This is a genomic window from Streptomyces sp. TBY4 (assembly GCF_024213195.1).
Classification (GTDB): Bacteria; Actinomycetota; Actinomycetes; order Streptomycetales; family Streptomycetaceae; genus Streptomyces.
This window is the reverse complement of the sequence record NZ_JANAVF010000001.1, coordinates 883,334-901,913: the sequence shown is the minus strand read 5'-3', so window position 1 is coordinate 901,913 and position 18,580 is coordinate 883,334. Positions and strand designations below refer to the sequence as shown.

General features: G+C 70.3%; 15 protein-coding genes. 8 read left to right on the top strand and 7 right to left on the bottom strand.

Going from position 1 to position 18,580, the window contains the following annotated elements; genetic code table 11:
• Positions 1-72: 72 nt before the first annotated feature.
• The 5 genes from uraD (at position 73) to NLX94_RS04175 (ending at position 5,350) form a co-directional block, all read left to right on the top strand.
• Positions 73-588, top strand: a complete 516-nt coding sequence (gene uraD / locus NLX94_RS04195; RefSeq protein ID WP_254381169.1) for a 2-oxo-4-hydroxy-4-carboxy-5-ureidoimidazoline decarboxylase — start codon at positions 73-75, stop codon at positions 586-588.
• A gap of 8 nt (positions 589-596) precedes the next feature.
• On the top strand, positions 597-989 hold the full coding sequence (gene uraH, locus NLX94_RS04190) for a hydroxyisourate hydrolase (RefSeq protein WP_250740538.1): 393 nt from the start codon (positions 597-599) through the stop codon (positions 987-989).
• 1 nt (position 990) lies between these two features.
• Positions 991-1,914 carry a factor-independent urate hydroxylase gene (pucL, locus tag NLX94_RS04185; RefSeq protein ID WP_254381168.1) on the top strand — a complete coding sequence of 308 codons (924 nt, stop codon included), beginning with the start codon at positions 991-993 and terminating at the stop codon, positions 1,912-1,914.
• Between the two features lie 209 nt (positions 1,915-2,123).
• Positions 2,124-3,527: an 8-oxoguanine deaminase gene (locus tag NLX94_RS04180; RefSeq protein WP_254381167.1), complete on the top strand. Its 1,404-nt coding sequence runs from the start codon at positions 2,124-2,126 to the stop codon at positions 3,525-3,527.
• 416 nt (positions 3,528-3,943) lie between these two features.
• Positions 3,944-5,350, top strand: a complete 1,407-nt coding sequence (locus tag NLX94_RS04175; protein ID WP_374683899.1) for a nucleobase:cation symporter-2 family protein — start codon at positions 3,944-3,946, stop codon at positions 5,348-5,350.
• Positions 5,351-5,507: 157 nt separating this feature from the next.
• Here the strand turns inward: NLX94_RS04175 and NLX94_RS04170 are convergent, their stop codons facing one another.
• On the bottom strand, positions 5,508-6,581 hold the full coding sequence (locus NLX94_RS04170) for an Lrp/AsnC family transcriptional regulator (protein ID WP_254381166.1): 1,074 nt from the start codon (positions 6,579-6,581) through the stop codon (positions 5,508-5,510).
• A 127-nt stretch (positions 6,582-6,708) separates the two neighbouring features.
• On the opposite strand from NLX94_RS04170, the gene NLX94_RS04165 reads away from it, so the two are divergent.
• Positions 6,709-8,730 (top strand): hypothetical protein, encoded by a 2,022-nt coding sequence (locus NLX94_RS04165; protein ID WP_254381165.1) that lies wholly within the window; start codon positions 6,709-6,711, stop codon positions 8,728-8,730.
• A gap of 43 nt (positions 8,731-8,773) precedes the next feature.
• Here the strand turns inward: NLX94_RS04165 and NLX94_RS39265 are convergent, their stop codons facing one another.
• From NLX94_RS39265 to NLX94_RS04145, 3 genes are all read right to left on the bottom strand, one after another.
• Positions 8,774-9,790, bottom strand: a complete 1,017-nt coding sequence (locus NLX94_RS39265) for an MTH938/NDUFAF3 family protein (protein WP_308402365.1) — start codon at positions 9,788-9,790, stop codon at positions 8,774-8,776.
• A gap of 41 nt (positions 9,791-9,831) precedes the next feature.
• Complete coding sequence (locus NLX94_RS04150) at positions 9,832-11,010, bottom strand: GDSL-type esterase/lipase family protein (protein WP_254381234.1); 1,179 nt, start codon at positions 11,008-11,010, stop codon at positions 9,832-9,834.
• Between the two features lie 242 nt (positions 11,011-11,252).
• A complete protein-coding gene (locus NLX94_RS04145) occupies positions 11,253-13,133 on the bottom strand; it encodes a DUF2075 domain-containing protein (RefSeq protein WP_254381164.1) in 1,881 nt (626 codons plus the stop codon).
• Between the two features lie 450 nt (positions 13,134-13,583).
• Here NLX94_RS04145 and NLX94_RS04140 point away from each other — a divergent pair, with 450 nt between their 5' ends.
• Entirely contained in the window at positions 13,584-15,452 is a 1,869-nt protein-coding gene (locus NLX94_RS04140) for a DUF2075 domain-containing protein (RefSeq protein WP_254381163.1), read from the top strand.
• A 50-nt stretch (positions 15,453-15,502) separates the two neighbouring features.
• Here NLX94_RS04140 and NLX94_RS38795 read toward each other — a convergent pair whose 3' ends face one another.
• The 3 genes from NLX94_RS38795 to NLX94_RS04130 form a co-directional block, all read right to left on the bottom strand.
• Entirely contained in the window at positions 15,503-15,637 is a 135-nt protein-coding gene (locus tag NLX94_RS38795) for a hypothetical protein (RefSeq protein ID WP_302168651.1), read from the bottom strand.
• A 257-nt stretch (positions 15,638-15,894) separates the two neighbouring features.
• Positions 15,895-17,511 carry a malate synthase A gene (aceB, locus tag NLX94_RS04135; RefSeq protein WP_254381162.1) on the bottom strand — a complete coding sequence of 539 codons (1,617 nt, stop codon included), beginning with the start codon at positions 17,509-17,511 and terminating at the stop codon, positions 15,895-15,897.
• A 262-nt stretch (positions 17,512-17,773) separates the two neighbouring features.
• Entirely contained in the window at positions 17,774-18,400 is a 627-nt protein-coding gene (locus NLX94_RS04130) for an NTP transferase domain-containing protein (protein WP_254381161.1), read from the bottom strand.
• On the opposite strand from NLX94_RS04130, the gene NLX94_RS04125 reads away from it, so the two are divergent.
• Positions 18,394-18,558, top strand: coding sequence for a hypothetical protein (locus tag NLX94_RS04125; protein WP_254381160.1), 165 nt, complete (start codon positions 18,394-18,396; stop codon positions 18,556-18,558). The genes NLX94_RS04130 and NLX94_RS04125 overlap by 7 nt on opposite strands.
• Positions 18,559-18,580: the final 22 nt, after the last annotated feature.

Genomic DNA, 18,580 nt, shown 5'->3' with positions numbered 1-18,580 from the left:
TTGACGCCGTGTTGTCGAGGGCGTTAGCTATGCGCAGCCCGTCAAAGCAACAACAGGCCACGGAGGCCTACCGTGACTTCGAGTCCGACCCCGGGTCTCACCCGGTTCAACGCCTTGGACGACAGCGCGGCCACGGCCGAGCTCCACGAGGTGTGTGCCAGCTCGGCATGGGGCAGCAAGCTGCTCGCCCAGCGCCCCTTCACCAGCGCCGACACCCTGTTCTCCGCGAACGAGGCCGCCATGGCCGAGCTCACCGCGGAGGACCTGGGCGAGGCGATGGGCGGACACGCGCCGATCGGCCGGCCGAAGCCGGGGGACCCGACCTCCGCCCGCGAGCAGCGTGGCATGGCCGGTGCCTCGGAGGAGCTCAAGTCCGAGCTCCTCGAACTGAACCTGGCGTACCAGGAGAAGTTCGGCCACGTCTTCCTCATCTGCGCCACCGGTGCGACCGGTGAGTTCATGCGGGACGCGGTCAAGGTCCGGATCGAGAACTCGCCGGAACAGGAGCGGGAAATCGCTCGTGGCGAGCTCGTCAAGATCAACCGGATTCGCCTGACCCGCCTCGTGGAATCCGTAGAAGGAGAGTAAGACCGAGCATGAGCACTGAGACCACCGCGTCGGTGTCCACGCACATCCTGGACACCAGCATCGGAAAGCCCGCCGAAGGCGTCGCGATCTCCCTGTCGGCCCGTACGGGTCTCGACGGCGAGTGGGCGGCCCTGGGCGGCTCCGCCACCGATGCGGACGGGCGCTGCAAGGACCTGCCGGCTCTGCCGGAGGGCACCACCCACGTGCGTCTCGACTTCGAGACCGAGACGTACTTCTCCAAGAAGCAAGCCGCCGAGGCACAGCAGGACGCCCCCCGCGTAAGGGACAGCGGTGCGTTCTTCCCCGAGGTCACCATCACCTTCGCGGTGAACCCGGGCGAGCACTACCACGTACCGCTGCTGCTCAACCCGTTCGGCTACTCCGTTTACCGAGGGAGCTAGCATGGCCACCATTCTGGGCCAGAACCAGTACGGCAAAGCAGAGAACCGCGTTGTCAAGATCACGCGGGACGGCGACACCCACCACATCAAGGACCTGAACGTCTCGGTCGCCCTCTCCGGCGACATGGACGACGTCCACTACTCCGGCTCGAACGCCAACGTCCTTCCGACGGACACCACCAAGAACACGGTGTACGCGTTCGCCAAGGAGTACGGCATCGAGTCCGCCGAGCAGTTCGGCATCCACCTGGCGCGCTGGTTCGTCAACAGCCAGGAGCCGATCCAGAAGGCGCGCATCCGGATCGAGGAGTACTCCTGGTCCCGGATCGCCACCTCGGACGCCAACTCGAAGTTCATCGGCTCCGACGAGGTGAACCACTCGTTCGTCCGCAACGGCGGCGAGACCCGCGTCACCCAGATCACGTACGACGGCAAGAACTGGGAGGTCATCTCCGGCCTCAAGGACCTCGTCGTCATGAACTCCACGAACTCCGAGTTCTGGGGTTACGTGAAGGACAAGTACACGACCCTGAAGGAAGCGTACGACCGCATCCTCGCCACCCAGGTGTCGGCCCGCTGGCGCTTCAGCTGGTCGGACGACGACCAGCGGATGCCCAACTGGGAGAAGTCCTACGCCGAGACCCGCAAGCACATGCTGCAGGCCTTCGCGGAGACCTACTCCCTGTCGCTGCAGCAGACCCTGTACCAGATGGGTTCGCGCATCATCAACCACCGTTCGGAGATCGACGAGGTTCGCTTCTCGCTCCCGAACAAGCACCACTTCCTCGTCGACCTCGAGCCCTTCGGTCTCAAGAACGACAACGAGGTCTACTTCGCCGCGGACCGTCCTTACGGTCTGATCGAGGCGACGGTCCTCCGCGACGGCGTAGACGCCCGTATCCCCGTGGACATGACCAACCTCTGATGTGGCACGCGCGTCCCGGGGCTCCGCAGTGGCCCCGGGGCGGCGCGACACCCGTCAGCACTCTCGACACGTTTGAACTTCCTGAATCGGCACCCGGACGCACCACACGGGGCGGCAGTACTGTCAGCTGTCAAGGCCCCCGGCTCCGGCACTCAAATCCCCTGGGTTTTGCCGTGCCCGCACCGCCACTGAAAGCACGAGGAAGTCCCATGGCAGCATCGGCAGCCAATGACAGCGCCGTAGAGCGCATCGTCATCGAAAACTGTGCGATTGCGACCGTCGACGCCAACGACACCGAGTACGCCTCGGGTCACGTGGTCGTCGCCGGTAACAAGATCGAGTTCGTCGGCGCGGGCAAGGCCCCCGAGAACCTCGAGAACGTCGTCCGCCGCATCGACGGCACCGGGCACCTCGTGACTCCCGGTCTGGTCAACACGCACCACCACTTCTACCAGTGGATCACGCGTGGTCTGGCCACCGACCACAACCTCTTCAACTGGCTGGTTGCGCTCTACCCGACGTGGGCGCGCATCGACGAGCAGATGACGTACACGGCCGCGCAGGGCTCCCTCGCCGCGATGGCCAAGGGTGGCGTCACCACCGCGATGGACCACCACTACGTCTTCCCCAAGGGCTCGGGCGACCTCTCCGGGTCGATCATCCGCGCCGCGTCCGAGATGGGCGTCCGCTTCACCCTCGCCCGCGGCTCGATGGACCGCAGCGAGAAGGACGGCGGCCTGCCGCCGGACCACGCGGTCGAGACCCTCGAAGGTGCCCTCGCGGACACCGAGGCGACCGTGAAGAAGTACCACGACGCCTCCTTCGACGCGATGACCCAGGTCGCCGTCGCCCCGTGCTCCCCCTTCTCGGTCTCCACCGAGCTGCTGAAGCAGGGTGCCGAGCTGGCCCGCCGCCTGGGTGTGCGCATGCACACGCACGGCTCGGAGACCGTCGAGGAAGAGCAGTTCTGCAAGGAACTGTTCGGCATGGGCCCGACCGACTACTTCGAGTCGACCGGCTGGCTCGGCGAGGACGTGTGGATGGCGCACAGCGTCCACATGAACGACTCCGACATCGCCGCGTTCGCCCGTACCAAGACCGGTGTCGCGCACTGCCCGTCCTCCAACGCCCGTCTGGCCGCCGGCATCGCCCGCGTCCCGGACATGCTCGCCGCCGGTGTCCCGGTCGGCCTCGGCGTGGACGGCACCGCCTCGAACGAGTCCGGTGAGCTGCACACCGAGCTGCGCAACGCGCTGCTCATCAACCGTCTGAACCCGGTCCACCGCGAGCGTGCCCTGAACGCCCGCCAGGCCCTGCGCCTCGGCACCTTCGGTGGCGCCCAGGTCCTCGGCCGCGCCGACAACATCGGTTCGCTGGAGGTCGGCAAGTGCGCCGACCTGGTGCTGTGGAACCTGAACACCTTCCTGCACTCCTCGATCGCCGACCCGGTCACCGCGCTGGTCTTCGGTGCGGCGGCCCCGGTCACCGCGTCGTTCGTGAACGGCAAGCAGATCGTCGAGAACAACCGTCTGCTCTTCGCCGACGAGGACGCCATCGCCGTGTCCACGCGGGAAGAGGCCCAGCGCCTCGCGCGGATCTCCGCGCAGGCCTGATCCCACGGAGTCCGGCCGGGGGGGACGGCCCCCGGCCGGCGGCCGTGGACCCGAGCGGGGTCCGCGGCAGCTGTTCCCGGGTAGCGCCCGAGGTTTTTCCGAGGGCGCCCCGGGAGCGGTGACTCGTGCCAGTTGCTCCGCAGGTCGTGCCATGAGCCCCGCAGCTCGTGCCGCGAGCCCGCAGCCCGCGTATCGCGCCACTGCTACGGCACCTCCAGCTCTTTTTGACTTCCTCACCGGCGGCTCCAGGGCCGCCAACGCGTGGAAACGCCTCGGGCGAATCGTTTCCGCACCCCTTGGGACAAGTATTCGCAGCACCCCCACAACTCCATACAGAGCTCGACTCGCACAGCTTTCGCATCACCTCCCAGACACATCACGTCCCTGCCGGCGTGTTTAACAGTTCGGAGGAAGCCGTGGCCCAGGCGCCCAGGTTTCGCAAAGACGCAGTCGCAGTACCGCAGGTCGCGGACGACTCCGGGGGGAAGCACCCGGTCGACGAGACCCTGCCCCCGCTGAAGATGTTCACCAGTGGGCTCCAGCACGTGGCCGCCATGTACGCGGGTGTAGTCGCCCCGCCCATGATCGTCGGCCCGGCCGTGGGACTCTCCGCCACCGAGACCGCCTTCCTGATGGGGGCCTCGCTCTTCACCGCAGGACTCGCCACCCTCCTCCAGACCCTCGGGTTCTGGAAGATCGGCGCCAAACTCCCCTTCGTCAACGGCGTCTCCTTCGCCGGTGTGACCCCGATGATCGCCATCGGCAAGGGCGAGGGCGACAACGCCATCCCGATCATCTTCGGCGCGATCATCGTCGCCGGAGTCCTCGGCTTCTTCGCCGCCCCGTACTTCGGCAAACTGGTGCGGTTCTTCCCGCCGGTCGTCACCGGTACGGTCATCACCCTGATCGGCGTCTCGCTGCTCCCCGTGGCCTTCAACTGGTCGCAGGGCGGCAACAGCACCGCCGCCGACTACGGCTCGATGAAGAACATCGCCATGGCGGCCGTCACCCTCGCGATCGTCCTGCTGATGCGCAAGTTCCTGCGCGGCTTCCTCCAGCAGATCTCCATCCTCCTCGGCCTGGTCGCCGGCACGCTCATAGCGCTGCCGCTGGGCATGACCAACTTCGACGCCGTCCGGAACGCCGATCTCGTCGGCTTCCCCACGCCGTTCCACTTCGGGGCCCCGCAGTTCCAGGTCGCCGCGATCATCTCCATGTGCATCGTCATGCTGGTCTGCATGACCGAGTCCACCGCCGACATCCTCGCGCTGGGCAAGATCGTCGGCCGTCCGGCGGACGCGAAGACCATCGAGGGCGGCCTGCGCGCCGACACCCTGGGCAGTGCGCTCAGCCCGCTGTTCAACGGGTTCATGTGCAGCGCCTTCGCGCAGAACATCGGCCTCGTGGCCATGACCAAGGTGCGCAGCCGGTTCGTCGTCGCGGCCGGCGGCGGCATCCTGATCCTGCTCGGCCTCTGTCCGATCGCCGCCTCCGTCATCGGCGTCGTCCCGCTGCCGGTCCTCGGCGGCGCGGGCATCGTCCTCTTCGGCTCGGTGGCCGCCAGCGGCATCCAGACCCTGGCCGGCGCGGCCATGGAGACGGGCGAGAACGCCCTGATCGTCGCCGCCTCGCTCGGCATCGGCCTGATCCCGATCGCCGCCCCCGGCTTCTACCACGCCTTCCCCGAGGACCTGTTGGTCGTCCTCGACTCGGGCATCAGCACGGGCTGCGTCGTGGCCATCCTGCTGAACCTGGCCTTCAACCACCTCGGTGCCAAGAAGGGATCGGCCCAGGCCGCCCCGGATCCGGTACTGGTGCACTGACCGGGCTGTTCCCGGCCGGTGCGCGCGATACGGCGGTGCGTACGTCACCCACTGCGGGGTTGGCGTCCGCACCGCCGTACGCGTCCTGGGCTCCGTGGGTGACGTGGCGGGCCGGCTCCGTCCGAGGTCCCCGGGGCTCCGCCCCGGACCCCGCGCCTCAAAAGCCGGCGGGGCTGGATTGGGCCGGGACCGGGTTCGACCAGATGTCCGGGGTGACGGTGCGCACGCGGTGGCCGCGGCGGTCCAGTTCCTGGGCCTCCGACTTGCGCACCTGAAGGGCCACCGCCGAGTCCGTGATGCGCAGGCCCGGCAGCCGTCGGGTGAGCTCCGCCGTGTAGCGGGAGAGGTCCTCCACCGTGCGCAGCCGGGCACCGATCATGAAGTTCCAGGGGCCGCTGACGGACATGCAGACACGGGTCTCGCGCAGCCCCGCGGCGACCGCCGCGCAGTCGGCGAGCTCGAATTCGGAGGCCTCCGCCCACAGCGTCGCCGACACCGGCCACCCCGACAGCCCGGAGGTCAGCGCGCAGCTGTAGCGCAGGCTCTGCCCGTTCTCCAGCCGCGCCAGGCGGCGCCGTACGGTCGACTCGCTCATCCCGAACTCCCGGGCCAGCGAGGCCACGGTGCGCCGCGCGTCCGAGGCCAGGGCCAGGACCAGCGGCCGGTCCTCCGGCTGGAGCGGAGCCACCGCAGACCGGTCCGGGGCGGTGGAAGCCGCCGGCCGCCGGGTCCGCCTGGTCAGCAGGGTGATCTGGCCCGGGGTCAGCTGGTCCAGGCGCCACCGGTCGGGGGCGTAGTGCACGGCCGTCACCATCGAGGTGCGGGTGCCGACCACGCCCGGGATCCGCTGCACCCGGCAGGACAGGTAGGAGTACAGCGTCGGCAGGTCGGGTACGGCCACGAAGACGAGCAGGTCCCGGCTCCCGGTCGTGTGCTCGACCCCCAGGGCGTGCGGATCCGCCACGAGTACGTCCCCCACCGAAGGCGAGGTGCCCGCGGTGCACGTGATCTCCACCCACGCCATGCAGGGCATCGTGGCGCCGGTGCGCAGCCCGAGTCCGCTCATCCACGCCTCGCCGGCCCGGGTGAGCCGCTCCCAGCGGCGTGCCAGGGTGTCCGGGCGCGCGCCGAGGACCGGCCCCAGCAGCTCCCAGCTGGCGCGCGGTGCCAGCTGGAGTGCGTGGACGAGTGCCCGGTCCGTGTCGTCGATGGCGGAAATGGCCGAGTTCATACCCTCCCCTTGGTGGTTCTCCCGGTCGGTGACGGAACAACGGGATTATGAGCCGATCATCTCTCTTTGTGCGTTCAACTGTTGACCACATCACGGTGCGCACCTTTCGGACACCGCAGGAGGATGTGTGGGGGAGGCCGGCTCGGGCGTGCGGCAGGCGGTGCCCGCCGAACTGTCGAGCTTCATCGGGCGGGAGCGGGAGCTCACCGCCCTCGCCTCGCTGCTCGCCACGCAACGCCTGGTCACGCTCACCGGACCGGCCGGCATCGGCAAGACCCGGCTCGCGGTGCGCACCGTCCGCACCCTGGGCGCCGGGGAGGGCCTCGACATCGTCTGGGCGGACCTCGCTGCCCTGCCCGAGCGGTGCTGGGACCGCCTCGGAGCGGAGCTCACAGACCGCCTCGCCGGGCGTGAGGCCCTGCTCGTCCTCGACGGCTGCGAACAGCTGGGGGAGGCCGGTGCGGGGCTCGCGGCCGGGCTGCTGCGGCTTCCGGGGCTACGGATTCTGGCCACCTCGCAGCGCCGGCTGCGGATCGCCGGGGAGGTGGTGCTCCCCGTACCGCCGCTGTCGGTGCCGACCGCGCCCTCCGTGCAGCCGCTGCCCCCGCCGCCGTCGGTCGTGCCGGGGCACGCAGTGCCCGACCCCGCCCGGCGGTTCCCGGTGGCCGACGTCGCCGGCTACGCGGCCGTACGGCTCTTCGAGGAGCGGGCGCGGGGCGCGGACCCCTTCTTCGAGCTGACCGACCGCAACGCGGGCGCCGTGGCCGCGCTGGTCCGGGCGCTCGACGGGATCCCCGGCGCACTGGAGCTCGCGGCAGGGCGCTCGCACCAGTACGCGCCCGCGCAGGCGCTCCGCAGACTCGGCTCCGACCCGCTGGGCTTCCTCGCCGGAGGCGCCGGACGCAGCACGCGGGTCGACGCCGAACGCTCGCTGCGCCTCGCCTCGCCCGCCGAACGGCTGCTCTGGGAGCGGCTGTCCGTCTTCGCAGGCTCCTTCGACCGGGCGGCCGTCGCCGAGGTGTGCGGCTTCGGCGCGCTCACCCCCGACACCGCCGTCGAGGCCCTGCTCCGGCTGGCCCCCGGCCTCCTCGCGGACGCCGGCCCGGGCCGCTACCGGCTGCCGCTGTCCGTACGGGCGTACGCGGCCCGGCGGCTCGCGCACGGACCCGCCGGGGACGGCGCCACGACGGCCCGGCGCCACCGCGAGCGCTGCCGGGTGGTGGCGGAGCGGGCCGCGCAGCTGTGGCGCGCGGGCGCGCAGCGGGAGGCGCGCGCCCTCGCCCTGCGCGAACTCCCCGATCTGCGCACCGCGATGAACCCGCTCGCCGCCGGAGGGCCCGGCGCGGCCCTGGAGATCGCGGTGTCCCTGTGGTTCCTGTGGTCCGCGTGCGGGATGGCCGCGGAGGGGCGCCGGCACGTGGAACGGGCCCTGGCCGTGCACCCCGCGCCCCGGCCGGCCCGGGCGCTGTGGCTCGCGGCGTGGCTGGTCGCCGCCTTCGGGGAGGCGGACAGCGCCGACCCCCTGCTGGTGGAGGCGTGGACCGAGGCCGTGCACGAGGGGGAGGACGCCTGCCTCGCCTACCTCGCGCACCTGCGCGGGACGATCGCACTGTGGGAGGACCGGTACGAGGACGCCGCGGCGGAGTACCGTGACGGACTGGAACTGCTGCCGGCCGAGCCGGAGTTCGGACCCGGACGCGAGGCGCTGCGGGCCGCGCACACCCTGGCGGTCGCGCACACCGACCCGGCCTCGGTCCCGGTCGAGGACGGCCCGCCCCGGGGCCCGGCCGACCAGTGGGCCCGCTCCTGGGTGAGCTACGCCCACGCCCTGGTCCAGCGCCACGAGGGCCGCCCGGGCCTGGCCCGCACGGAACTGCTGCGCGCGCTGCGGACCCAGTTCGCGCTGGACGACACGCTCGGGCAGGCCTTCTCGGTGGAACTCCTCGCCGAACTGGAGGCGGACCAGGGCCGCTTCGCCGAGGCCGCCCGCCTCCTCGGCGCGGTCTCCCGGACCCGCCCGCGCGCGGCCTCGGCCCCCCGCGCCGAACACGCGGTCCGCACCCGCCTCACCCCGCAGGCCTTCCGCGCCGCCTACGCCTCGGGCGCCCGCACCCCGCTGAGCGAACTCCTGCCGGAGCTGGCGGACTGAGGGAGCGGGCTCCGAGCCGGGGGCGCTCCTCCTCTTCCGCCGCTCAGCAGGTCGAGTGGAACAGCCCGCCGACGCGCTCGGTCGCGGCCAGCCGGTTGTACAGCGCGACCGCGGCCGTCGTCTCCTCCACGTGGACCTCCACCCCGGCGTCCCGGAGCAGCCGCAGGGCCTCCGGCATGGTCTGGAGCCGCAGTTCCATCCCGCGGCTGAGGACGGCCACCGTGCAGCCCCGGTCGAGGAGTTCCCGTACGTCGGCGGGCTGGATGCCCGGCTCGTGCCGGGTGCCGTGCTCGCCCCAGTCCCGGCCGCGGCCGCCACCGGGGTACAGCACGAAGTCCTTCGCGGGCGGGAGCCCCTCCACCTCCATGCGGCCCCAGGAAAGGTGCGTGACCAGGGGGGACGGGACGGCCGGTGCGGACGTCGGTTCCCACAGCATCAGGTTGCTCATCAGCTCGGCCTGCTCGATCGCGTCGTCCAGCGCGTGATGGGTGTGCGGTCGCCGTGAGAGCAGTTCCCGCGGCATCCGCCCCTTGACGGCGGCCCGGAGCGGGACCCGGGCCTTGGCCGCGTAGAGGGTCTTCATGTCCAGGCAACCCGAGTGCCCGAAGGGGCTGTCGCCGCCGAAGCTCATCAAGTACCAGTACAGGAAGGTCCAGTCGAAGGAGGCGGGGTAGGCGCACATCACCGGCTGCGCCCCGGCCGAGACCTTCCGGACCCACGCGCGGAACTCCGCCATGGCGGCGCCCGGTTCGGCGCCCTCACGGAGCAGCCGCTTGCGGTCCAGCCCGCTGACGGCGAGCGCCTCCGGTACGTACGCCTCGCTGATCGGGCGCAACTCCCGGTAGAAGGTGCTGCGTTCCGGATCGGCGGCCGTATACGAAGCGCCGTCCTGCCGCCCCGCCACGGCGGCCCCGAAGCTGATCATCGAGTACGGCCCGGGGATGGGCCCGTCGGCCTCGATGTCGACGGAGATGTAGAGACTGGGACGGTCGGGGCGTGCGGATCGTGCGGAGCGTGCGGGGCGGTCGGGCCGGGAGGAGGACGCGGTACTGGCTGGCATGAGGGAAGGATGCCAGCCGGCACCGCGCGAGCTCACCCGGATTACGGCGCCGGGGTGAGGTACATCCCGTTCTGGTCGGCGCCCGCGGTGTTCTTGCAGCCGAACCCGCTGCCCGCCGGCTGGGCGACGGCCAGGGCCAGGCAGCGCCCGGCCGCGAGCTGCCCGAAGTAGTTCGGGTGCATGGACTCCTGGACCAGCCCCTGCGTCTCGCTGCTGTCGATCCAGCGCGCCCACTCGCTCGTCTTCGCCGAGGCCGGCGCCGCGGTGGTCACCTGCTTGCTCGCCTTCGCGCAGACCTCGCGCCCCTGCATCATGTCCTTCAGGTCCAGGAACTGCACGCCCTTGGCCGCGGCCACCGCCTTCAGCCGCCCGGCGATCTGCGGCACGAGCGAGTCCCGCGCCCAGTCGGAGTCCCTGTTCCAGAAGGGGCACCCGCCGGTGTTGAGCCGGCTCCAGTCGCTCTGGGTGTACCGGTTCTCCGCGCCGCGCGGGATCGGCGACGGGTAGGACTGCAGCACGATCCGGTACGAGGAGTCGGCGTACCCGGCGCCGCGCATGACGGCCCGCACCTCGTCCACGGACTTGCCGACGCCGGCCATGACCCCGTCGATCTTCTGGTCCACGCCCGCCTGCTGGTCGTCGTAGCAGTAGGAGTTCCAGAGCACGAAGTCGTACGCGCACTCCTTGATGATGTCGGCGAAGCCGAGGTCGTTGCCGCCGATGGACAGCGCGATGACCTTGACGTCGTGGCTCGCGGCCACGGCGGCGAGCTGATCGGCCTGCGGGGCCTCGCCCTTGAAGGCGACGCCTCCGTTGGAGGCGCGGAACACGTTCTGCGCGACCGCCCCGGAGCAGGCCAGGTTGATCGCGACATCGGCGAGGGGCCCGGCGCTCTTCACCTCGGCGGAGTCCGACCGGTGGCATCCGCCGGCGGTGGCCCCGTAGACCTTGCCGGGGTCGTAGCTGCTGCCGCTGACCCAGGCCCGGTCGCTGCCGGTGCGGTTCCCGGTGTTGGTCAGGCTGTTGCCCTTCCAGCGCCCGGCCTCCCCGGAGATGTAGCTGTCGCCGAGGGACACCACGGCCGTGGGCCCGCTGCCCGGCCCGGCCACGGCCGTCCCGGCCCCTCCGGCGACCAGCGCCCCGGCGCCGAGCACGGCCGCCGTCCCGATCCCGGCCAGTCGTCGCACCCGACGGGCCCGGTCCATGCTGTGGCTGCGCATTCCGATCACTGCGGAACTCCTGCGGTCGGCCATGCGCGAACCGGGAACAACTCCGGCGCATGGCGGGGTAAGTGGGGGTTACCTCCGGCCGGTGGCAATCGGAAAGGTGCCACCCCGCGCGTTGTTACCGCTAGGTAGCGGGAGATTACGATGATGTAACGCCCGACCGGGCGTTCGGTAGTCGGGAACGAGAACGCCCCCGGCGTCGGGTGGACGCCGGGGGCGGGGGGTCGCGCGCGGTGCTAGACGCTCATGGAGGTCAGCTGGGATCCGACCAGTTCGCGCAGCCGGTCACGGGTCTCGGGATCGGTCGAGTAGACGACCGTCCCTACCATGCCCCGGGTGAGCAGCACCTTGTACGTGTTCCGGATGAGCCGGTCCACGTCGGCGTCGCTGGTCGCCTTCTTGAAGACCGGGTCCTTGGACGCCGTGCGGTCGGTGATCCAGCGGTCCTCCCGCCAGACGAGGTCCGGACCGAGGATGACGCCGCTCCAGTCGTACTCGAAGCCCTGGGCGGTGTAGACGCAGCCGACCTGGCCGAACCCTGCGGGATCGTTCGCCCACAGCGAGGCGGGAGGTGCTCCGTCGACGGAGCGGTCGCCGTATACGTTCCAGGGCCGGGCCCAGTCGCCGATGACCACATCGGTGGGCAGGGGGTGGCCGGGCACCGTCTTCGTCGTCCACTTCCAGCAGTAGCCGGCAGAGATCCGTGCCTGGTATCCGTCGGTGAGCCGGGCCAGCAGGAAGTCCTCCATCTCCTGAGGGCTCTCCGCCATCATCAGACGCATCTTTCCGTCGGGTTCCCAGCCGACGGGCCCGCCGGGCTCGAGGCCGAGCAGGCGGACCACCCAGTTCAGGTAGGCGTCGCTGCCGCCGCAGCGGAACTGGCTGTCGAGTGGTACGACGCGGCACTCCAGGCCCTTGGCGGATGCCGCCGCCCGGATGTCGTCGACGGTGCCCATCTCGCCCGGACGCACCACCTGGTGTTCGTCGAGCAGGAAGACGGGGACACGGGCCACGTCGATCAGCTCCGCCACCTGCGGCTTGTCCGTGCGGTGCTCGGCGCGTGTGTAGCGGTTGGCCGAGGTCTCCCGGATCCGGTGAGCCTCGTCGCAGATGAGGACGTCGAGGCTGTTCCGCTCGGCCGTCATGAAGCTGTTGAAGTACTTGAACAGCTCCTGGACCTCGCGTTTGCGTGAGCCCGCCACCTTGCGCATGGTCTTGGTGAAGGACGCGGACCCGGTGGCGTGCAGGGTGGGCACGCCCCGTCGGTACATCTCCCCGAGCAGGGAGAGCGCGATCACGCTCTTCCCGGTACCAGGACCTCCCGTGACGACCACGACCTCCTTGTGGTCCGACTGCTTCGCGCGCTCCACCGCGCCGATCACGGTGCGGTACGCGACCTGCTGCTCGTCCAGCAGGACGAACATCTCGCGTTCCCGCACTTCCTCGGCCGCCACGGACATCAGCTGCAGGGAGGGGCGGGTCTTCCCGGCGAGGAGTTCATCGGCCGCGGCCGCTCCGGATTCGGGGGCCAGCCGGGTTCGCAGGTAGTCGAGAAAGGCTCCGCGCCGGTCGGCGGTGAAGAACCGGCCGAACCGGTCCTCGCCGACTTCCCCGAGTCCGGCCACGCCGAACTCCGTGGCGTTGTGGAGGTAAGCGACTCCGTGCAGTCGGTCCGCATGGCCGGAAAGTGCGCCGTTGAAGTCGGCGAGATACCTGCAATAGCGGCGCACCTGCTCGATGGGATTGAGCTTGGCCCGAGGGTAGGCGTCGATACGGCACAGCATCGGGTCATCGTCGTCCGGTGATGCCTGACTCCACTGTTTCAGCTCGACGACCACGTAGGAAGGCTCTCCGGTTCGTGGATGCCGTCCCGCGAGTACGACATCGGCCCGCTTGCTCGTCAGCGGCAGACCGTACTCGATCAGCATTTCGACCTGACCGAGCCCGGCGTCATTGAGCGCGTTGGCCACGACCGGGATGCTGCGCTCCCATGACCTGGCCTCACCGGCGCTGGGCTTGTGCCCGTGCACGTGGACGAACTGCTCGGTCAGCCGGAAATACAGCGAACTGGCGAGGATCTCGGCGGCCACCGCGGCGGCGGAATCGCGGAACAGCAAGGAAGCCCCCAGGCAGCACGAAGTAGTCGTGCGGGTGGGGGCATGTCCTTCGGAACTCCGAGGGCGCGGAGCGGAAGCCCGGCGGGCCGCATGGATGTCGAGGCAAAGCCTATCGCGGTGGTTGATCACTCACCCAAGGGCGGTGGGATCGGGGCAGGGAATGCCGACCTATGATCACCAGGTCATCGCGGACCGACGGGCTTCCGAACCGGACATGCCCCCACCGCACGGGAAATCTCGTGCTCTGGGGGGCTATTCGTGCTCTTGCTGCAGCTTTCGGCTCGGAACCTGCTCGGTCTTCACCACCGGGGCAGGTTGCTGCCGCACTTGGAAGCGCGGTGGGTTGAGTTCAGGCGGACCGAGGCGTCGAAAGGGGAGAAGGCGGCCTGGAGGGAAAGTCTGGTCCTGCTCGCCCACGAGCTGGTCGAGGCGGGCCACGGCGAGGTTCACATGTTCGTCGAGTGTCAGCCCGACGGGGTCGACGGCGCCGCCGATGTGATCCTGGTGGGAACACACCCCGAGACGGGGGACGATTCCCTGCTCGTCGTGGAACTCAAGCGGTGGAGTTCCGTCGGCCGGACGGACGACCCCGAGAAGGTGGACGTCTCCGGATTCAGCAAGCCGAAGCACCATCCGAGCACACAAGTCCGGCGTGTCATGGACTACTTCAACGGGGACGGCCGGCAGCCCGGCATCGCCTACGCGGGCCTCAGCTACCTCCACAACGCGACCGACGCATCGATCGAGCCGCTCCTCGACGCCGGCACCAGGAGGGGTGCGCACGCCCTGTACTTCACGGCCGACACGCGGCAGGACCTGCTGGAGGAACTCGACGGCAGGTTCCGGCGGGAGAGCGGTACCTCCGCCGCGGAACGGCTGCTCACGAGGCTGGGGCTGCGCAACGCGCCTCTGCTGGAAGCCGTGGCGCTTTCGGACGGTGCCGACACGGCCTTCACGCTCCGGGGCATGCAGAAGACCGTGTGGCGGGACGTGAAACGGGCCGTGAGCCGGTTCCGCAACGGCTCCGCGGGCACCTCGGAGCGGGCGGTGTTCCTCGTCAGAGGTGGCGCCGGAACGGGGAAGAGCGCCATCGGGCTGCAGTTGCTGAGGCATTTCACCGACCTCGGCCTGCGGACCCGCTATGCCACCGGATCCAGGGCCTTCGATGCCTCGCTCAGGGAGTTCATCGCCCGGGACGACCTCCTCGTGCAGGAGCAGCTCGCCTACTTCATGAACTTCGTCGAGCCGCCGGTGCCGCCTCTCGACCTGTTGATCTGCGACGAGGCGCACCGGCTGCGGGCAGAGTCCACACTTCAGTTCTGGGCGGCCGAGAAGCGTGGGAAGCAGCCGCAGGTCGACGAGCTGATCCAAGCGGCCCAGGTGACCGTTTTCCTCCTCGACGACGATCAGTCGCTGCGCAAGAACGAAGTGGGATCGAGCGCGCTGATCTGCGAGGCGGCCGAGCGGAACGGTGTCACGGCACAGATCTATGATCTGCACACGGAATTCCGCTGCGGTGGCAGCGACACCTACCGTGCCTGGGTGCTGGACCTTCTCGGGATCTCCGGCAGGAAGCCGGGGGAGTGGGCGCCGGACGGCCTGATGCACGTCGAGGTGGCCGAGAGTGCCGAGCAGCTCGAGCGCATCGTGCGCATGGAAGAGCAGGACGGCGCCACCGCCCGCATGGTGGCCGGCTTCTGCTGGCCGTGGAGCGAGCCCCATCCGGAGACCCGCGTGCTGCACCGTGACGTACGGATCGGCGACTGGCACCGGCCGTGGAACGCCAAGGGCCCCTTCTCCCGGCACACGGACGGTGAGCCTCCGGCCAAGCTCTGGGGCGTGAAGCGGGAGGGCATCGGCCAGGTCGGCTGCGTGTACACCGCGCAGGGCCTGGAGTGGGACTGGTGCGGCGTCATCATGGGTGACGACATGGTCTGGCGGGAGGGGGGCTGGGTGTTCCGGAAGGGGAAGACGTCCGGTGCCGACGAGGAGACGGGGGAACGCAAGCCCCTCAAGCCCGGATCGATGGACCCCGGGCTGCCGGCGGATGCCGATGAGTTCGCGAGGTGCGTCCGCAACGCCTATCACGTGCTCCTGACCCGGGCGAGCCGGGCGACGGTGATCCATTCGACCGACGGGCCCACGCAGGAGTACCTGAGGACACTGGTGGGTCCCGTCGACGACCAGGGGCTGCGCCCCGCCTGGGCGTCCCTCACCCCGGAGGAGCAACTGCGGCGCTCCCTCAGGGCGCACGATGCGCGCAGGGGGAGGAAGCAGCCCCCGGGGCAGGGGATCCAGCCGGATCTCTTCGGGTTCTGACACCGCGCGGGCGAGGTGGGGCGGCGGGCCGCGAGGGCCCGCCGCCTGCCTCACCGGAGTCCGGTGAGGGACGCTGCGATCCGGCCCGCCCAGAGCACCAGCTCCGTGGCCAGCCCACCAGCGATGCTGAGGGCGAGGTCACGCGGCCAGGTGCGACGGGGGGACGTGTACTTGACGGGCTCCATGCGCGCATCTCCTGGAGGAGTCGGAAGTGGCAAGGAAGTCCCCAGCCGGGGAACCAAGTCATCCGAAGAACCGCGTCTCCCACACCCTTCGCGAGGAAGGGGAACGAGCGCCCGACAAGGCTAGCCAAAGATCGAATCGCACAACACCGATTTCAGGCCCCTGTGCGGACGAAAACACCTCCGCCCCCGGCGCGGTGAGGCGGCGGGGGCGGAGGTGAGGTGTTCGGCTGCTGTGCGATTCAGCCGAAGAGGGGGTGTCAGCCGATGAGCTGGTCGTACGCGGGGAGGGTGAGGAAGTCCGCGTAGTCCGCGTCCAGGGAGACCTGGAGGAGGAGGTCGTGGGCCTGCTGCCACTTGCCGGAGGTGAAGGCCTCCTCGCCGACCTCGGCGCGGATCGCGGCGAGTTCGGCGGCCGCGACCTCGCGGGCGAGGTCGGCGGTGGCGAGCTTGCCGTTCTCGAAGACCACGCCGGCGTTGATCCACTGCCAGATCTGCGAGCGGGAGATCTCGGCGGTGGCCGCGTCCTCCATCAGGCCGAAGATGCCGACGGCGCCGAGGCCGCGGAGCCAGGCCTCGATGTAGCGGATGCCGACCTGGACGGCGTTGCGCAGGCCGTCGTAGGTGGGCTTCGCGTCGAGGGAGTCGATCGCGATGAGCTCGCCGGCGGCGACGGAGACGTCCTCGCGGAGGCGGTCCTTCTGGTTGGGCTTCTCGCCCAGGACGGCGTCGAAGGAGGCCATCGCGATCGGGACCAGGTCGGGGTGGGCGACCCAGGAGCCGTCGAAGCCGTCGCCGGCCTCGCGGTCCTTGTCGGCCTTGACCTTCTCGAAGGCGACCTTGTTGACCTCGGCGTCCTTGCGGGACGGGATGAAGGCCGCCATGCCGCCGATGGCGTGCGCGCCGCGCTTGTGGCAGGTCTTGACGAGGAGCTCGGTGTACGCCCGCATGAAGGGGGCGGTCATCGTCACCGCGTTGCGGTCCGGCAGGACGAACTTCTCGCCGCCGTCACGGAAGTTCTTGACGATGGAGAAGAGGTAGTCCCAGCGGCCGGCGTTCAGGCCCGCCGCGTGGTCGCGCAGCTCGAAGAGGATCTCGTCCATCTCGTACGCGGCCGTGATCGTCTCGATCAGGACGGTCGCGCGGACGGTGCCCTGCGGGATGCCGACGTAGTCCTGGGCGAAGACGAAGATCTCGTTCCAGAGGCGCGCCTCCAGGTGGGATTCCGTCTTCGGGAGGTAGAAGTACGGGCCCTTGCCGAGGTCGATCAGACGCTTGGCGTTGTGGAAGAAGTAGAGGCCGAAGTCGACGAGCGAGCCGGAGGCCGGGCCGCCCTCGAAGCTCAGGTGGCGCTCCTCCAGGTGCCAGCCGCGGGGGCGCATCACGACGGTCGCGAGCTCCTCGGCGGGCTTGAGGGCGTACGACTTGCCCGTGCGGGAGTCGGTGAAGTCGATGCGGCGCTCGTAGGCGTCGATCAGGTTGAGCTGGCCGAGGACCACGTTCTCCCAGGTGGGAGCCGAGGCGTCCTCGAAGTCGGCGAGCCAGACCTTGGCGCCCGAGTTCAGGGCGTTGATGGTCATCTTGCGGTCCGTCGGACCGGTGATCTCCACACGGCGGTCGTTCAGCGCGGCCGGGGCCGGCGCAACCTTCCAGTCGCCCTCGCGGACCTGTGCGGTGTCCGGGAGGAAGTCGAGCGTGGAGGTGCGGGCGATCTCGGCGCGCCGCGCGGCGCGGCGGGCGAGGAGCTCGGCACGGCGGGGGGCGAACCGCCGGTGGAGCTCGGCCACGAAGGCGAGAGCCGCGTCGGTGAGGACCTCGTCCTGCCGGGGCAGGGGCTCGGCGTCGACGATGGCCAGCGACGGCGCTGGTGCGGACATATCTGTCACTCCTTCAGCGGCGGTGCCTGGCGGCCGCGGGGAATGCTCGCGCTGGACGGCACGCAGTGCCGTCGGGTGTGGAGAGTTCCGGGATACGGTCGCGGGCGCCGTCTGGGGGTTCAGGGCGCTTCTGACCAGTGGATAGTAATTTCCTCATGGTGGAAGTTCAATGGTTTGTTGATGTCGAGATTCTCTGAGTCGACAGATTCCGCTTCACGGCCGCTTCCCGGTGGCCCTCAGTGCCATCGCGGTCACAGCCCGCTCAGGCAAGTCGTGCCAGGTCGGGAGGGGTGTCGATGTCGAAGGCCTCCGCGATGTCGCCGCACTCGACCAGCGTGAGCTCGTCCGCGTGCGCCGACAGGTGCACCCGCGCGCCCTTGTCGCCCGTGGCCGTCGCCACGATGTCCGGCCAGCGGTCCGCCCCGAAGAGCACCGGGTGCCCGCGCTCGCCCTCGTACGCCGCCGCCACCAGGCTCGCCGGGGAGCGGTAGGCGGCCCGGACCCGGGCCACCGCCTCCGGTCCGATGCCCGGCTGGTCCACCAGGGAGACCAGGGCCGCGCGGGCGCCCGTACCGGCCAGCGAGGCGAGACCGACGCGCAGGGAGGAGCCCATGCCCTCGGCCCAGTCCGGGTTCTCGGTCACCACGCAACCGCTCAGGTCGGCGCGCTCGCGCACCTCGGCCGCGGAGGCGCCGAGCACCACGTGCAGCGGGCCGCAGCCGGCCTCGCGCAGGACCCGTACGGCGTTCTCCACCAGCGGGCGGCCCCGGTACGTCAGGAGGGCCTTCGGGCGGCCGCCCAGGCGGCGGCCGCCGCCGGCCGCGAGGAGCAGACCGGCGATCACCGGGGGAGCGGAGAGATCGGCTGGTGTGGTGCTGTGGGGTGACATGTCACCGATTCTCGCTCCCGCCGCAGGAGGCGCTGTACGGCGGGCCGCGCGGCGGCCAGTACGGCGGCCAGCGCGGCCCCCACGCGCAGGGGCTCGGCGATCCGGTTCTCGGCGGCGGTGAGCAGGTCCCGTTCGTCACGGTCGGTCAATCCAGATGACCCAGTCAACCCAGTCAACATT

What these genes read in the sequence shown, in the direction of transcription:
- aceB (WP_254381162.1), bottom strand. Translation starts at nt 17,511, where the DNA reads ATGTCCGCACCAGCGCCGTCGCTGGCCATCGTCGACGCCGAGCCCCTG.
- NLX94_RS39265 (WP_308402365.1), bottom strand. Translation starts at nt 9,790, where the DNA reads ATGCCAGCCAGTACCGCGTCCTCCTCCCGGCCCGACCGCCCCGCACGC.
- NLX94_RS38795 (WP_302168651.1), bottom strand. Translation starts at nt 15,637, where the DNA reads ATGGAGCCCGTCAAGTACACGTCCCCCCGTCGCACCTGGCCGCGTGAC.
- NLX94_RS04130 (WP_254381161.1), bottom strand. Translation starts at nt 18,400, where the DNA reads ATGTCACCCCACAGCACCACACCAGCCGATCTCTCCGCTCCCCCGGTG.
- NLX94_RS04140 (WP_254381163.1), top strand. Translation starts at nt 13,584, where the DNA reads ATGTTCGTCGAGTGTCAGCCCGACGGGGTCGACGGCGCCGCCGATGTG.
- uraH (WP_250740538.1), top strand. Translation starts at nt 597, where the DNA reads ATGAGCACTGAGACCACCGCGTCGGTGTCCACGCACATCCTGGACACC.
- NLX94_RS04150 (WP_254381234.1), bottom strand. Translation starts at nt 11,010, where the DNA reads ATGCGCAGCCACAGCATGGACCGGGCCCGTCGGGTGCGACGACTGGCC.
- NLX94_RS04180 (WP_254381167.1), top strand. Translation starts at nt 2,124, where the DNA reads ATGGCAGCATCGGCAGCCAATGACAGCGCCGTAGAGCGCATCGTCATC.
- NLX94_RS04170 (WP_254381166.1), bottom strand. Translation starts at nt 6,581, where the DNA reads ATGAACTCGGCCATTTCCGCCATCGACGACACGGACCGGGCACTCGTC.
- pucL (WP_254381168.1), top strand. Translation starts at nt 991, where the DNA reads ATGGCCACCATTCTGGGCCAGAACCAGTACGGCAAAGCAGAGAACCGC.